Here is a 13,040-nt window from a genome sequence, read left to right as displayed (position 1 = left end):
GATGGATCAATCCGTGCGCAAACGCCGACATTCAGCCTCATCCGCGACTGAAGCGGATGTTCTCATTGTTGGCGGCGGACCTGCGGGGCTGGCCGCCGCTATCTATCTCGGCAGGTTTCGTCATCGGGTCGTCGTGGTCGACGCGGGTGAATCGCGCGCGATGCTGATTGCACAAAGCCGTAATTGCCCCGGATTTCCGGAAGGGATCAGCGGCCCCGATCTTCTGCAACGCCTTCGCGCGCAGGCCGCCGAATACGGAGCGACACTGGTGCAGGATCAGGCGTCATCGATCGAGCCGACCTTAGGCGGATTTGGTGCCGAGACAAACGCGGGGCGGATCGTCGCCCGCAAGATATTCCTGGCGACAGGTATCGTCGACGTCGTGCCTGCAATTCCGCGTCTGGGCGAGGCCATCGCCAGAGGCAGCGTACGCCTTTGCCCGGTTTGCGACGGCTATGAAGTCATAGATCGTCGGGTTGCGGTTATCGGACACGAGGCGAAGGCACTGCGAGAGGCCTTGTTCCTCAAGCAGTACACGCAGCACGTCACACTGCTCGCACGCTATCTTCCCGATTTTTCCGCCAGCACACGGCGCGTGGCCATGGAAGAGAACATTGCCATTTGCGACACGTTCAAAAAGTTTGTTCCGTCCGAAAATGGTTACGAGGCCATCCTTAAGGACGGCGAGGTGCGACATTTCGACGTCATCTATCCGGCGATGGGATGCCGGGTGCGTTCCGAACTCGCCCTGGCAATGGGCATCGAATGCTGCGACGAGGGCTATGTTGTCGTCGACAAGCATCAGCGGACTTCGGTCGATGGAGTGTATGCCATCGGCGACCTGGTCAAAGCGCTGAACCAGATCGCAGTCGCTTTTGGCCAGGCTGCGATAGCCGCGACAGATGCTCACAATGACCTTGCCCTCGGGTACGAATAGCTCTCGAAACGTACCTCGCTAGCGCAGTATGGCTGCAATCACGAAGACCGCGGCCGCTACGAGAACAACTGCGGCAATCACCAGAACCGGCCAGTTGCTGCGAGGCTGAAGATCAGGCTCGCTTCCTACCGGCCGCCGCATCGCATCGCCGAAGCTTGCTTCATTCGTGAACTCTGGCTGTCGGCGTGGGCGAGCCTCGGCGACAGGGCTCGGCACATCTGCCGCTTCGGCGTCGGTCGCTTCAGGTGCGGCGGCAGGGTCGAACCCCGGGGTCTTGTCCTGCGTCGCCCCGGCCTGAATACCGCCTCTCGCTTTGGCAGTCGTCCGATCTCGTCGTGCGGCCATCATCGTCTCCCTGACAACCAAACTTCAATCTGCCTCAACCGGTTCCAGTCTGCGCCCGATTTGCTGAACACACCCGATTTTCTGAACACACCCCATTTGCTGGACACATTTGGCAGTGGTCCGGGCTTCTCCGGAACAGAGGACGCCTTTCGCAGTTGTGTTGGATCATTGCCTGGTGAGTTGGCCATGCCGTCTGCACTCGAGCAACTGGCTCAGTCCGTGAAAGAGAGACGAGCGATCTTGTTCGTTGGGGCGGGGGTGTCGATGAGCGTCGGCCTGCCATCCTGGCAGAAGCTGATCGAGCATATGGAGGATGAACTCGGCCTCGACCGCGACATGGTCGACATACCTGAACCCAGCTACCAGGCTCTTGCCGAATATTACCGGCTGAAGAATGGGGGTCTCGGTCCCTTGCGCAGCTGGATGGATCGCGAATGGAGCGTCTCGCGGGAAAAAGTCAAGGGATCGGCGATCCACAAGCTGATCGTGTCATTGAATTTCCCGATCATCTACACCACCAACTATGATCGGAACCTTGAGGTTGCATTCGAAGTCCACGACCGCCCGTTCGTAAAAGTGGCCAATGCCAAGGATATCGCCAAGGTGAACGGCGAAGTTACCCAGATCATCAAATACCACGGCGATTTCGACGACGATGCATCTCTGGTCCTGGCGGAGTCCGACTATTTCGAGCGGCTCTCGTTCGAGTCGCCGCTGGATGTGAAGTTTCGTGCCGACGCACTGGGGCGCACCATCCTGTTCATCGGCTACAGCATGTCCGACATGAACATCCGTCTGTTGCTGTATCGGCTTTGGGAAACCTGGCGCCGGTCCGGCTACGAAAAGAACCGTCCGAAATCGTTCGTCTTCATGCCGCAACCGAGCGTCGTCCAGGAAGCGGTCCTCGGACGCTGGGGTATCGACATGCTGACCGAGGAGGCCGATCGCCCGGAGGATGCTCTGGTGGCATTCCTGAGCAAGCTTAAGGAAGGGATAGACAATACCGGAAAGGCGATGTGATGCACCGCGCTTGAAGCCGAACGGGCGACGGCCAATTCGGAACGCTATTCGACCAGGCCGGGAACATTGTCGACCGCTGCGGCGTTCATAGCCGGGAAGGGACCCCTTTTGCGGAGGCGTATAATGGGCCACTTCGATATGATCGATCTCGTTTCCGTCATCGATGCCTGCACGACCGGCCGCGCCGCCGGGCGACTGGTGTCGATGGCCAAAGCTGTGGAAGAGTTGCGGGTGCTGACCGGGGATTTCATCTCGCCGGACGAAATCGTGGCCAACGCCTTGTCGCCGGTGGCGTGGGAGCGCGGCTGCGCGGTACTGTTCGACGAGCAGCCGGGCGCCGATATCCTGCACACGCCATGGCAAGAGGCCTGACTGGCGCAGGACGCCTGAGCGTTGCCGAATATCGGCAGCCGCGCCGGCGGGCGCCGCGTCCGTTTGCAGATGTCGCATATGCCGGCAGTGGGGAGCACGGGCGGCAGTTGGACCCCGGCCGTCACAGGGCTGTTTAACCGCTATGCATGAGGCAATCGGAGACACGCCATGACTGAAAACGAGACCCGCTACGAACATGGTGCTACCAAGTACCCGGCCAAGAAAGATGCGGACGAGTCGGATCAATTCTCCCAAGAGGCGGCTGGCAACAAGAAGCCTGCCGGCGGGATGGGCCTGACACGGTCTAAGGACGAGGTGGAGGACAAAACCCATCAGTCCGAAGGGCAAAACCCGCCCAGTCAGTCCACGCCCAGTGCCGCAACCGAAAAGACATCCGGCGCCGGACCGTCGATCGCCGAGCGTTCCAAGGACGCCAAGGCTCCGAAGAGCGGGCGCCAGCCAGGCGCCTACGTCAAGGAGTGACCGGCCAGGGGACCTGCAGTCAGCCCATCATTGTCTTCAGCGGCTCCCGAGCGAGGTTTGCTTCGATCTCCTTACGGCCTGGCGTTTCCCGCAGCGCTGCGCGCATGTTCTTGCGATATTCGTCCGGCATGCGCGGCGGCAGCATAGGTTCATACGCGTCGACGACCGCCTCTATGATCACCGGGCCTTCCGCGGCAAACGCGGCATCAAGGACCCCATCGACGTCCTCAGGCCGGGTGACGCTGTAGCCGATGCCTCCCATGGCCTCAGCAGCCAAAGCGAAATCGATCGGCTGGAGTTCGCAGGCAAATTGCGGGTTGCCGAGGAACATCATCTGCTCCCAGGCGATCTGGTTGAGCATGTTGTTCTTGATCACCAGAAGCTTGAGCGGAATCTTGTAACGCACGGCCGTCGAGAATTCGCCAAGCTGCATCGCCAGCCCGCCATCGCCCACCACCGCAAAAACCGGCCGGCCCGGAAAAGCGATCCCGCCGGCAATCGCATAGGGCAGCCCGCAGGCCATCGATGCCAGCGAGCCGGAGACGGCGAAATCCTGGCCTGCCTTGATATCGATATGACGGGCGGCAAGTTCGGTGTTCTGACCGGAATCGCTAGCCAGGATCGCGTTGGCCGGCATTCGGTCGCCGAATGCCTTGACGACGCGTTGCGGGTTGAGCGGCACGTCGTCCCTGCTTTCCGCCTCGGCCATCATCTTGCGCCAGCGCTGTAAGCTCTGCTGCGCGTTCTCGAGAAATGATCTGTCCTGCTTAGGCTTCAGCCTTTCATTCAGCAATTGCAGCGTGATGGCCGCATCGCCGACGAGACCGGCCTCGACAGGATGGCGAAGGCCGATCCGCTGCGCGTTGCGGTCGATCTGCACGCCGCGCGCCTTGCCGGGCTTGGGATAGTATTCGATGTAGGGGAAGGTCGAGCCGACGATCAGCAGCGCCTCGCATTCCTCCATGATCTCCTGAGAGGTCAGCGAGCCCAATATTCCGATTCCGCCCATGACGTGCGGGTGATCGTCCGGCAAGACGGCTTTGCCGAGCAAAGCCTTGGCAACGGGTGCGGCGAGGAGTTCCGCCGTCCTCTCGAGTTCGGCCTGGGCATGCAGCGCACCGCGCCCGGCGAGTATCGCCACCTTTGAGGCTGTGTTGAGGATATCGGCCGCAAGAGCAAGCTGGGCTTCGTCGGGTCGCTTGTCCCCTTCGAACCACCGTTCGGGCGTGTGTCTTGGAAGGTTGCGGGGCGAGCGCTTTGCCGACGTCTGTTCCTGCACGTCGCTGGCTATCGAGAGATGGGAGACGCCGCGTCCCGCAAGCGCGGAACGACAGGCCAGGCCGGCAACGTTTTCCATATGCGCTGCGTCGGTCACTTGCGTGTTGAAGATGGCGACGTCGTTGAAAACACGGGTGAGATCGACATCCTGCTGCGTGAACGTCTCGATCAGGTCGTGAAATTGCATGCCGGTTATGGCAAGGACCGGCGCCTGGTCGAGCTTTGCGTCGTAGAGGCCGGTGAGCAAGTGAGTGCCTCCTGGCCCTGAGGTGGCGAGGCAGACGCCGAGTTTGCCCGTCCATTTGGCATAGGCCGTCGCCATGAAAGCCGCGGATTCCTCATGCCGCACTTGCACGAAGCGGATCTTGTCCTGCCTTGTGCGCAGCGCCTCCATGATGCCGTTTATGCCGTCTCCCGGCAGGCCGAAGATCACGCGAACGTCCCAGGCGATCAATGTGTCGACAAGAATCTCGGCAGTGTTGGGCATGGTTGCCTCCTCTGTATCTGGTATCTGCAGCTTTACGCTCTCGCTGCGGCGATAGGCGTCAGACGTGGACATCGGCGATCAGTCGCCGAACGACGGAGATGCCGGGATGTTCCATCGGAACGGCAGGCGGGCAGCGCCGCCTGAGAGGCGGGCCTCGGTCTTTGCCTGGCAAAACCGCAGGAGACCGCGTTTGGACTTCAGCCAGGTCTCGGTTTCTCGGAAATGGTTCGGCGAGGGCAAGTCGCGCCTTAAGCGTGACATGCAGCTCTGAGGGATGGCCGAAACTCAAACAAAAAACCCGCCTCGGCGGCGGGTCGTCGGCGCAAATCAGCACCACAGCCAAATCAGTAGCATAATTGCCCGTCATAAAGCAACGGATCGCGAGCTCGCAGACAGGCAATCGCTTCGGGTCGAGCGCCGTCCGCAGCGAACAGGGTTCCATTACGCAGAGCCCAGGAACTGTTACGACGCCTTCTCGGTTGTGAGGGAAAGGAGATGGTCCATGTTTGAGAACAGCATGTGGTTGCTCGTCGTTGCAGGCGGTCCCCTGATACTGGCAATCCTGATCGCCTACGCACTCCTTACGCGACGCCGTCGCGGTCCCGCAGAACGCAGGGAGAGCGCGCGGGCGACCGAGCGCTTGTATCGCGAGGAGAAAGACTGACGGATCGTGGCAGATGCGGATGGGCAGTCCGGAGTCGATGAGCGATGGACGGTATATTCGACCGCCATTTCGGAACGATCCCGCCGCCCTGCCATTATCGCCATAAGGACAGGCTCAGATCGTGGTGCCCACGATTCCCGCTTCGGCAAGGACCGTGGCCCCTGCAATCACCGGGAAGTCGACGATGCCGCCAGCAATCTGGGCCTCAAATCGAACGCAAGGAGGAACCAATGGCTGGACGCAGGACCCATGAGCAGCAATTGCGCATCATTGAAAAGCGGGAGAACACGAAGGGCGCCAGCAAGGATTTCGACGCAGAGGCAGACCTGAAGCGATCCGCAGCGGAACGTGAAGCGCTGCGCAAGGGATCGGAAATCAGGTCCAAGACACCCGACCTTGTTGATCCTGACGATCGCAACATCCTTCGCGGAGAAAATCAGGAGAGCGTTCACCACAAGAATCGTCCTGACGACTAAGAATTGGAGCAAGCCCATGGCAAAAGGTAGCAAGAAGCATGTCGGAGCGGGTGCACGGGGAAAGGGTTCTGGTACAGGTGCCATGACCACGACCCCAAAGGATAAGCTCGAAGAAAACCAAATCCTGTCCAACCGCGACAAGGCTCAGCATACGAAGGAACGCGGTCTGGATTCCAAGCAGGTCGCGAGCGAGCAGCGCCAGGATCACGCTGCCAATCGTTTGCGGGACTGACGGCTTGCCCGCCGTGGGGGCGCGGTCTGGCTGGTAGAGAAAGAAATCGCCCGCTCGACGATCTGCTTCCGTCGGTCCTTAGCGATAGCTTGCTCCTTCGGCTGTAGGCGATGAGTTAACGGGCAGATCGCATCGACGATTTGCTCTCGAACTGTTCTGCCTCACGCAGCAGCCGGATCACCTCCGCGTCCGTGGTCTGCGCGAAGTCCCCATAATACCGGCCCACCGCAACAAACGGCTCGGGCGTGGCGAGACATACCACTTCGTCCACATCGGCTTTTATCAGGTCGAGCGTATCCCTGGGTGCTACCGGAACGGCCAAGACAACATGCGCGGCCCGATCCTTCCTTAACGCCTTGAGCGCCACTCTGACCGTGCCTCCGGTCGCTATGCCGTCGTCGACGACGATAACGGTGCGGCCAAGGACTGAAGCTGCAGGCCTGCTGCCGAGATAGAGGTTTCTGCGCCGTTCGATTTCGAGCAGTTGCCGCCGTTTCTCTGCCTCGACGTAATCGTCTGACGGTTGGACCAAAGCCATCGCCTCCTCGTTGAGGACGAGCTGCGGGTTCTCCCCGTCGACGACCGCGCCGATGCCATATTCGGAATGGCCGGGCGCGCCGATCTTGCGTACAAGCAGCACGTCGAGCCGGGCACGGAGTGCCTTCGCCACTTCGAAGCCAACCGGCACTCCGCCGCGTGGCAGCGCCAGCACCAGTGGATCGGTTGCCGCGAACCCGGTCAAAGCGGCGGCAAGCTGGCGCCCCGCCTCCGTTCTATCCCTGAATTTCGGCGCGTCAAAAATCATTGGCTTCACCTTTGCAAGGGCGAGACCTGGCATCCCTGGGTCGCTACTCGTGCCAAGATGTTCGCGGTCTGCAGCGTCTTGCCGAAAACCTCCGGGCCGGTTGCACTCATCGTCGCCTCCTCGCCCAAAATTCACCTTGCTGGCGAAACGGCGATCGGAGGCAATTGTTTCGTTTCACCTTGATAAAAATTGCCGCGGTCGTCGCGAGGCCGTAGCTATCAGGCCCCCTTGCGTCCGCGGGATTTCCGCAACCTGTCGGAATCGGCCATTTTCCACGACATTGAGCGCCGTGACGACGGCCAGGTTGTCGCCTTTTTCGTCCCACTGCACGGGATCTCTATAGGCAATGCCTTTGAAGCGGAGCTTCCGCATCGCAGTCAGAACGTCGCGCCGGCTCGGATTTCCCTTGGTTTCAGTGATCGCGTCCCTGATTGCGGCGATCAGCACGCGGACTGAATCGTAGGAATTCACCGCATAGTTGCCGATTGGTCCGAACAGCGCCGCATAGCGCGCAGCGAAATCGCTTGAACCAGCGACTCTACCCACTTCGGGCGTGGCGGACAGCACGAGAACGCCTTCGCCCAATGTTGCGGTTTCTCCCGCAGGCTCAAGGAAATTCACCGCGTCCCAACAGCCGTCACCGCTGGCAAAGAGCTGGTGGAGACCTGCACGGCGCATCGCCCGCAGGATGAAAGCACCCTCGAAACTGCCGCCGTAGAACAGCAGATCGAAATCGGCCCGCAGAGATGCGACCAGCGGGTCAAAATCGCGGCTCCCTTCGCGAACCGTTCGCCGCTCCGCGATGCGTCCTCCGAGCGACAGAAAGGCCCGCGAGAACGCGATGCCTATGCTGTGGCCGTACATCGTTTCGGTTTCGACCAGGACGGCGCGGCGCTTGCCCATGGTGTCGTAGAGATGACGGGAAATGGCTGCTCCGGTCTGATCATCCCGGTTGGTGAAGCGAAAGACATTCGGCAGAGAGCGCTCGGTGAGCGCTGTGTCGGAAGCGATCGGCGTGATCATCGGGAGGTCGTGGGCGGCGTAGATTTCCGCCGCAGCGATGGTGACATTGCTGTTGTAGTGGCCAACGACGCCAAGCAGATCCGGCCGGTTGCAAAAGTCGTCCGCGACTTGCCGTCCGGTCTCGACCTTTCCCTGATCGTCCGCACCCTCAACCATGATGGGAAAGCCCGCAATGCCACCGTCCGCGTTCTGCTCCTCGACCGCGAGTTCGATCGCCTGCTTCATCTCGGCGCCAAGCGCCGCCGCATTTCCCGACAATGGAGCGCCGATTGCGATCCGGATCGCTTCCGACATTGAAATGGTCCTTGCTGCCGAGCTGTTTGTCTGCCCCGAACTGCGCTTGCGCGCATCGGTTCCTTCTCGAACCGGAAAAATGATGGATTCTTGCTGGCGAGCCTTGGGAGCGCGACGAAACGATGCTGGAACAATCGATCACCTTGATGCGTTCGACTGTTTTACACCTGCCGAGGATCCTCGATGGCGCCGCGTCCTTTCTGGAAAGGCTATCTGAAGCTTTCGCTCGTGACCTGTCCGGTCGCGATGACGCCCGCTACCACCGAGAGCGAAAAGGTCCGGTTCCATACGATCAATCGCAAGAGCGGGCATCGCGTCGTCAGCCAATATGTCGACGCCGTCAGCGGCAAACCAGTTGCTGAAGACGACGAGGTCAAGGGCTATCAGCGCGGCGAGGACGAATACGTCCTGCTCGAGGACGATGAGATCGACGCAGTCGCGCTGGAGAGCACGCGCACCATCGACATCGACATGTTTGTCGATGCCGACAGCATCGGCTGGATCTGGTACGACAAGCCCCACTATCTCACCCCTGACGATCCGGTCGGGGAGGAAGCATTCTCGGTCATTCGCGACGCGATGCGGTCGACAGGGACAGTCGGAATATCGCGACTGGTCATGTACCGCCGCGAGCGCGCCGTCATGCTTGAACCACGAGGCAAGGGCATCGTCCTGTGGACACTGCGCTATGGCGACGAGGTTCGCGATCCCGAGGATTATTTCGGCAAGATCGAAGACGCCAAACCCGACCCGAAACTAATGGATATGGTCTCGACCTTGATCGATGAGCGAACCAGGCAGTGGGATCCCGCCATGACCGGAGATCCCGTCCAGGCGCGGCTGCTGGAGATCATTGCCTCGAAGAAGAAGGGCAAGAAGCATCCAGCCAAGGCGAAGGACAAGGCCGAGCAACCGCCCAGCAACGTGATCAACATCATGGATGCGCTGCGCAAGAGCATCGGCTCGGAGGCCGGAAAGCGAAAATAGGCGCACGGAGTTGCTCGGGAGAACAAAGGCAGCACAATGAAGGTGAGCCCCCGCGACGGCGGCTTCGCCCTGCCGCTCGATACGCCTCCGATGGAGGCCAAGGCGGCCGATGCGATTCCCGAGGAAGATGGATGGCAATACGAGCGCAAATGGGATGGTTTTCGCTGCCTGGCGTTCCGGCAGGATGATGCGGTGGAGTTGCGCGCAAAGTCAGGCAAGCCGCTCGGACGCTATTTTCCCGAACTCGTCGCGACATTGAAGGAACTGCCGTCGCGCCGTTTTGTCGTCGACGGTGAAATCGTCATCTCGGTCGACGGCAAACCGTCGTTCGACGCCCTCCAGATGCGGCTTCATCCCGCCGAGAGCAGGATCCGCAAGCTGTCCGACGAAACCCCGGCGCACATCGTCCTCTTCGACATGCTCTGCGACCAGTATGGAACCGTCCTGTTGGCCCGGACACTGGAAAAACGGCGAGCGAATCTTGAGGCTTTCGTTGCTTCGGCGAACCGCAGGAACATCCTGCTTTCGCACTGCACGCGCGATGTGAAGGAAGCCCGCTCCTGGCTATCTGATGCCGGACATGGGGAGACGGACGGCGTGGTCGCCAAGCGGCTGGACGATCCATACCAACCGGGGGTGCGCGCGATGGTGAAGGTAAAGCGGTTGCGGTCGGCCGATTGCGTGGTCGGCGGCTTTCGCTATCTCAGCAACAGTCCGCAGGTCGGTTCATTGTTGCTGGGTCTCTACAATGAGGCCGGCAAGCTCGATCACGTCGGTTTCACCTCGACCCTTGCCAAGGACGACAGGGCCGAGCTTACTCGCAAACTCGAAGCCATGCGCTCGCCCCCCGGCTTTACCGGAAAGGCGCCGGGCGGGCCGAGCCGCTGGAGCACCGAGCGCAGCGGTGAATGGGAGCCGGTTCGGCCCGAACTGGTGGTCGAAGTACGCTTCGATCACGTCACCGGCGACCGTTTCCGGCATGGCACCAAGTTCCTGCGCTGGCGGCCGGACAAGGCTCCGGAACAATGCACGTTTGAGCAGATCGCCTGATTTGTTCGGATGCATGCACCTTCGCAATGCCCTCCTCAAGCCGCTTTCTTGCGTCGGTTTGCACGATCTTCGATCGGCGCTGCGGCAGCTCGGAAATCCTGCCAGGGATCCGACGATAGCGAGGCAAGCCGGGTCGGTGTGTTCTCGACGGTAAAATAGGCCGGTCCGATGCCGGGTCCGAGCTCGTCCCAGGCAAGCGGCATAGACACCGCCGCACCCGGTCGTGCTCTTGTCGAATAGGGTGCGACTGCGGTCGCACCGCGCTGGTTTCGCAGATAGTCGACGAGGATTTTTCCGCGCCGTTTGGATTTTGTGATGGTCGAGACGTAGCGGTTGGGACTGTCGGCGGCCATGGAGTCGGCAATCGCCTTGGTGAAGGCTTTCACAGCTGGCCATTCCGCTTTCGGTTTCAACGGCACCACAACGTGCAGACCCTTGCCGCCGGAGGTCTTGATGAAGGGGACAAGCCCTGTATTCTTCAGCCGGTCGCGGGTCTCGACGGCGGCTTCGATCACCGCCTCCCAGCTCACGTCCTCGCCGGGGTCGAGATCCATGATGATCGTGTCCGGACGCTCCCAATCGCTTACCATCGAACCCCAGGGGTGGATCTCCAGCGCCGCCGATTGGACGAGACCGATCAGCCCATCGAGATCATTGATGCTGATCAGCCGCTCGTCGGGCGGATCCTTGGGGTCGTGAACCAGGACAATGTTGGGGTTGAGCCCCTTCCAGGCATGCTTCTGGAAGAACTGCTCGCCCGAAATCCCATTGGGACATCGTACCAGCGCTAACGCGCGGCCGACGATGTAGGGCGACGCATAGCGCCACGCCTCGGCATAATAATCGGCGAGACCTTCCTTGGTCACGCCCTGGTCCGGCCAGTAGAGGCGATCGGGATGGGTGAGCTCGACGCTCCGACGCTGAGGTTTGGGTGCTGCCTTGCTCGTCTTCGGCGTTTCGCGGACGATCTCCTTCGCCGGCTTGTCTTCGCGTAATCCGCGGAATGAGGCGTGGCGCAGATTGCCGTCGGCGGTCCACGCCCGGAACTCGATTTCGGCGACGAGTTCCGGCCTGACATAGCGGACTTGCCGAGCCTCCTCGGCGGTCAGCCGTTCGTCGAACGGGGTTGACGGAATGCGTATTCGCTCGAGCTTCTTGAAGAGGCTCTCGGCAACCGCCGCCGTGTAGCCGGTGCCGACGCGTCCGACATAATGAAGCTTGCCGTCATCATAGACACCCAGGATGAGCGAACCGATCGCATTGCGCGAGGTTGTCGAGGGGACATAGCCGGCCACGACAAATTCCTGCCGCGCAGAGCATTTCGACTTCACCCAGTTCTTGCTGCGGCCAGAGCGGTAAGGCGCATCGCGAAGCTTGGAGACAACTCCTTCCAGGCTCAGCCGGCAGGCGTGTTGCAGGACCAGAGCGCCATTCTCCTCAAAATGTCCGCTGTAGCTGATGATGACGTTATCACCGCCGATGATCTTTTCCAGCAATTCCTTGCGGGTGATCAACGCAACGTCACGCAGATCGTACCCGTCAAGATGAAGCAGGTCGAAGACGTAGAAGCGAAAGCGATCACTGCGGCCCTCGCTGAGATCGGCTTGCAGCGCGGAAAAATCCGATGCGCCGGCGGAGGTCTCGACCACGAGTTCACCATCGATCAGCGCCGTCCCGACAGGGATATCGGCCAGCGCCGAAACGACCGCCTTTCCGAATTTCTTTGTCCAGTCGAGACCGCTCCGCGTCAACAGTTTGACGCGACCGGCTTCGATCCTGGCCTGCAGCCGGTAGCCGTCGAATTTGATCTCGTGCAGCCAGCGTTCGCCGGACGGCGCGGACGAGACCAGGGTCGCCAGCGTCGGTTCGACGAAATCGGGAAGCGCTGCCTTCTTGGCACCCTTGATCTTTGACGGTTGGGGAACGCTTACGGTTGCAGGCCGCTCTTCTGGTTGAGTTGCCCCCGTGCGGCCGCCGCGGCGCTTCCGAATGCGCCCCGTCTTGGACGACCAGCCGGGCTCTTCGCCGGCGACGTCCTCGATCTTGCGGCCGGTCGCGACGGATTCCGGCCGCTCGTCCAGAATGTCGGGATCACCTTCCGTGCGCGCGGCGTCATCGTCGCCTTTGATCAGCAGCCAGTTCTCGCGCTTCTCCCGCGGCTTTCCGGCCATCCGCACAAGATGCCAGCGGCCGCCAAGCTTCTCGCCGTGAAGTTCGAAATCGAGATGGCCTTTCGCATAGCCGCGATGCGCGTCGCCGATCGGCGACCAAGTGCCTCTGTCCCACAAAATAACGGTGCCGCCGCCATATTCGCCTTTAGGGATGGTGCCTTCGAAACCGCCATATTCCAAAGGATGATCCTCGACATGGACGGCAAGGCGCTTCTCGCCGGGGATCAGGCTCGGCCCTTTTGTGACGGCCCAGCTCTTGAGCACGCCGTCCATTTCGAGACGAAAATCGTAATGGAGCCGGGTGGCATCATGCTTCTGTATGACGAAGCTGTTGCCGGTCCCGGGCGCCCTGCGCCCCTGCGGCTCCGGGGTAACGGAAAAATTGCGCTTCTTGCGGTAGGTCTCGAGCGCCATCG

General features: G+C 61.0%; 14 protein-coding genes. 9 read left to right on the top strand and 5 right to left on the bottom strand.

Annotated elements, in window-relative coordinates; genetic code table 11:
* Positions 1–13: 13 nt before the first annotated feature.
* Positions 14–937 (top strand): NAD(P)/FAD-dependent oxidoreductase, encoded by a 924-nt coding sequence (locus tag ACWTU7_RS01300; protein ID WP_455846482.1) that lies wholly within the window; start codon positions 14–16, stop codon positions 935–937.
* Positions 938–955: 18 nt separating this feature from the next.
* Here the strand turns inward: ACWTU7_RS01300 and ACWTU7_RS01295 are convergent, their stop codons facing one another.
* On the bottom strand, positions 956–1,285 hold the full coding sequence (locus ACWTU7_RS01295) for a hypothetical protein (RefSeq protein ID WP_455837408.1): 330 nt from the start codon (positions 1,283–1,285) through the stop codon (positions 956–958).
* A gap of 183 nt (positions 1,286–1,468) precedes the next feature.
* Here ACWTU7_RS01295 and ACWTU7_RS01290 point away from each other — a divergent pair, with 183 nt between their 5' ends.
* The 3 genes from ACWTU7_RS01290 to ACWTU7_RS01280 all read left to right on the top strand — a co-directional run bounded on the left by ACWTU7_RS01290 (position 1,469) and on the right by ACWTU7_RS01280 (position 3,157).
* A complete protein-coding gene (locus tag ACWTU7_RS01290) occupies positions 1,469–2,302 on the top strand; it encodes an SIR2 family NAD-dependent protein deacylase (RefSeq protein ID WP_455837630.1) in 834 nt (277 codons plus the stop codon).
* A gap of 123 nt (positions 2,303–2,425) precedes the next feature.
* Entirely contained in the window at positions 2,426–2,674 is a 249-nt protein-coding gene (locus ACWTU7_RS01285) for a hypothetical protein (RefSeq protein WP_455837407.1), read from the top strand.
* 168 nt (positions 2,675–2,842) lie between these two features.
* Positions 2,843–3,157: a hypothetical protein gene (locus ACWTU7_RS01280; protein WP_455837406.1), complete on the top strand. Its 315-nt coding sequence runs from the start codon at positions 2,843–2,845 to the stop codon at positions 3,155–3,157.
* Between the two features lie 19 nt (positions 3,158–3,176).
* Here the strand turns inward: ACWTU7_RS01280 and ACWTU7_RS01275 are convergent, their stop codons facing one another.
* Positions 3,177–4,922 (bottom strand): thiamine pyrophosphate-dependent enzyme, encoded by a 1,746-nt coding sequence (locus ACWTU7_RS01275; RefSeq protein ID WP_455837405.1) that lies wholly within the window; start codon positions 4,920–4,922, stop codon positions 3,177–3,179.
* A gap of 502 nt (positions 4,923–5,424) precedes the next feature.
* Between ACWTU7_RS01275 and ACWTU7_RS01270 the strand changes: the two genes are divergently transcribed.
* From ACWTU7_RS01270 to ACWTU7_RS01260, 3 genes are all read left to right on the top strand, one after another.
* Entirely contained in the window at positions 5,425–5,586 is a 162-nt protein-coding gene (locus ACWTU7_RS01270; RefSeq protein WP_095519933.1) for a hypothetical protein, read from the top strand.
* 230 nt (positions 5,587–5,816) lie between these two features.
* Positions 5,817–6,062 carry a hypothetical protein gene (locus ACWTU7_RS01265; protein WP_455837404.1) on the top strand — a complete coding sequence of 82 codons (246 nt, stop codon included), beginning with the start codon at positions 5,817–5,819 and terminating at the stop codon, positions 6,060–6,062.
* A 16-nt stretch (positions 6,063–6,078) separates the two neighbouring features.
* Positions 6,079–6,294: a hypothetical protein gene (locus ACWTU7_RS01260; RefSeq protein ID WP_455837403.1), complete on the top strand. Its 216-nt coding sequence runs from the start codon at positions 6,079–6,081 to the stop codon at positions 6,292–6,294.
* 115 nt (positions 6,295–6,409) lie between these two features.
* Here the strand turns inward: ACWTU7_RS01260 and ACWTU7_RS01255 are convergent, their stop codons facing one another.
* Positions 6,410–7,099 carry a phosphoribosyltransferase gene (locus tag ACWTU7_RS01255; RefSeq protein ID WP_455837402.1) on the bottom strand — a complete coding sequence of 230 codons (690 nt, stop codon included), beginning with the start codon at positions 7,097–7,099 and terminating at the stop codon, positions 6,410–6,412.
* A gap of 174 nt (positions 7,100–7,273) precedes the next feature.
* Positions 7,274–8,416, bottom strand: a complete 1,143-nt coding sequence (locus ACWTU7_RS01250; RefSeq protein ID WP_455837401.1) for a branched-chain amino acid ABC transporter substrate-binding protein — start codon at positions 8,414–8,416, stop codon at positions 7,274–7,276.
* A gap of 183 nt (positions 8,417–8,599) precedes the next feature.
* Between ACWTU7_RS01250 and ku the strand changes: the two genes are divergently transcribed.
* Positions 8,600–9,403, top strand: a complete 804-nt coding sequence (ku, locus tag ACWTU7_RS01245) for a non-homologous end joining protein Ku (protein ID WP_455837400.1) — start codon at positions 8,600–8,602, stop codon at positions 9,401–9,403.
* Positions 9,404–9,439: 36 nt separating this feature from the next.
* Positions 9,440–10,453: an ATP-dependent DNA ligase gene (locus ACWTU7_RS01240; RefSeq protein WP_455837399.1), complete on the top strand. Its 1,014-nt coding sequence runs from the start codon at positions 9,440–9,442 to the stop codon at positions 10,451–10,453.
* 35 nt (positions 10,454–10,488) lie between these two features.
* Here ACWTU7_RS01240 and ligD read toward each other — a convergent pair whose 3' ends face one another.
* The gene (gene ligD / locus ACWTU7_RS01235) at positions 10,489–13,038 is read right to left on the bottom strand and encodes a DNA ligase D (RefSeq protein ID WP_455837398.1); all 2,550 of its coding nucleotides are present in this window, start codon (positions 13,036–13,038) and stop codon (positions 10,489–10,491) included.
* Positions 13,039–13,040 lie beyond the last annotated feature (2 nt).

The organism is Mesorhizobium sp. BHscii (assembly GCF_053848065.1).
The sequence above is the reverse complement of the archived record's forward strand: the minus strand, read 5'-3'. Positions and strand labels throughout refer to the sequence as shown.

Coding starts and splice junctions, on each gene's coding strand:
- ACWTU7_RS01295 (WP_455837408.1), bottom strand. CDS start 1,285: ATGATGGCCGCACGACGAGATCGGACGACTGCCAAAGCGAGAGGCGGT.
- ACWTU7_RS01290 (WP_455837630.1), top strand. CDS start 1,469: ATGCCGTCTGCACTCGAGCAACTGGCTCAGTCCGTGAAAGAGAGACGA.
- ACWTU7_RS01285 (WP_455837407.1), top strand. CDS start 2,426: ATGGGCCACTTCGATATGATCGATCTCGTTTCCGTCATCGATGCCTGC.
- ACWTU7_RS01280 (WP_455837406.1), top strand. CDS start 2,843: ATGACTGAAAACGAGACCCGCTACGAACATGGTGCTACCAAGTACCCG.
- ACWTU7_RS01275 (WP_455837405.1), bottom strand. CDS start 4,922: ATGCCCAACACTGCCGAGATTCTTGTCGACACATTGATCGCCTGGGAC.
- ACWTU7_RS01270 (WP_095519933.1), top strand. CDS start 5,425: ATGTTTGAGAACAGCATGTGGTTGCTCGTCGTTGCAGGCGGTCCCCTG.
- ACWTU7_RS01265 (WP_455837404.1), top strand. CDS start 5,817: ATGGCTGGACGCAGGACCCATGAGCAGCAATTGCGCATCATTGAAAAG.
- ACWTU7_RS01260 (WP_455837403.1), top strand. CDS start 6,079: ATGGCAAAAGGTAGCAAGAAGCATGTCGGAGCGGGTGCACGGGGAAAG.
- ACWTU7_RS01255 (WP_455837402.1), bottom strand. CDS start 7,099: ATGATTTTTGACGCGCCGAAATTCAGGGATAGAACGGAGGCGGGGCGC.
- ACWTU7_RS01250 (WP_455837401.1), bottom strand. CDS start 8,416: ATGTCGGAAGCGATCCGGATCGCAATCGGCGCTCCATTGTCGGGAAAT.
- ku (WP_455837400.1), top strand. CDS start 8,600: ATGGCGCCGCGTCCTTTCTGGAAAGGCTATCTGAAGCTTTCGCTCGTG.
- ACWTU7_RS01240 (WP_455837399.1), top strand. CDS start 9,440: ATGAAGGTGAGCCCCCGCGACGGCGGCTTCGCCCTGCCGCTCGATACG.
- ligD (WP_455837398.1), bottom strand. CDS start 13,038: ATGGCGCTCGAGACCTACCGCAAGAAGCGCAATTTTTCCGTTACCCCG.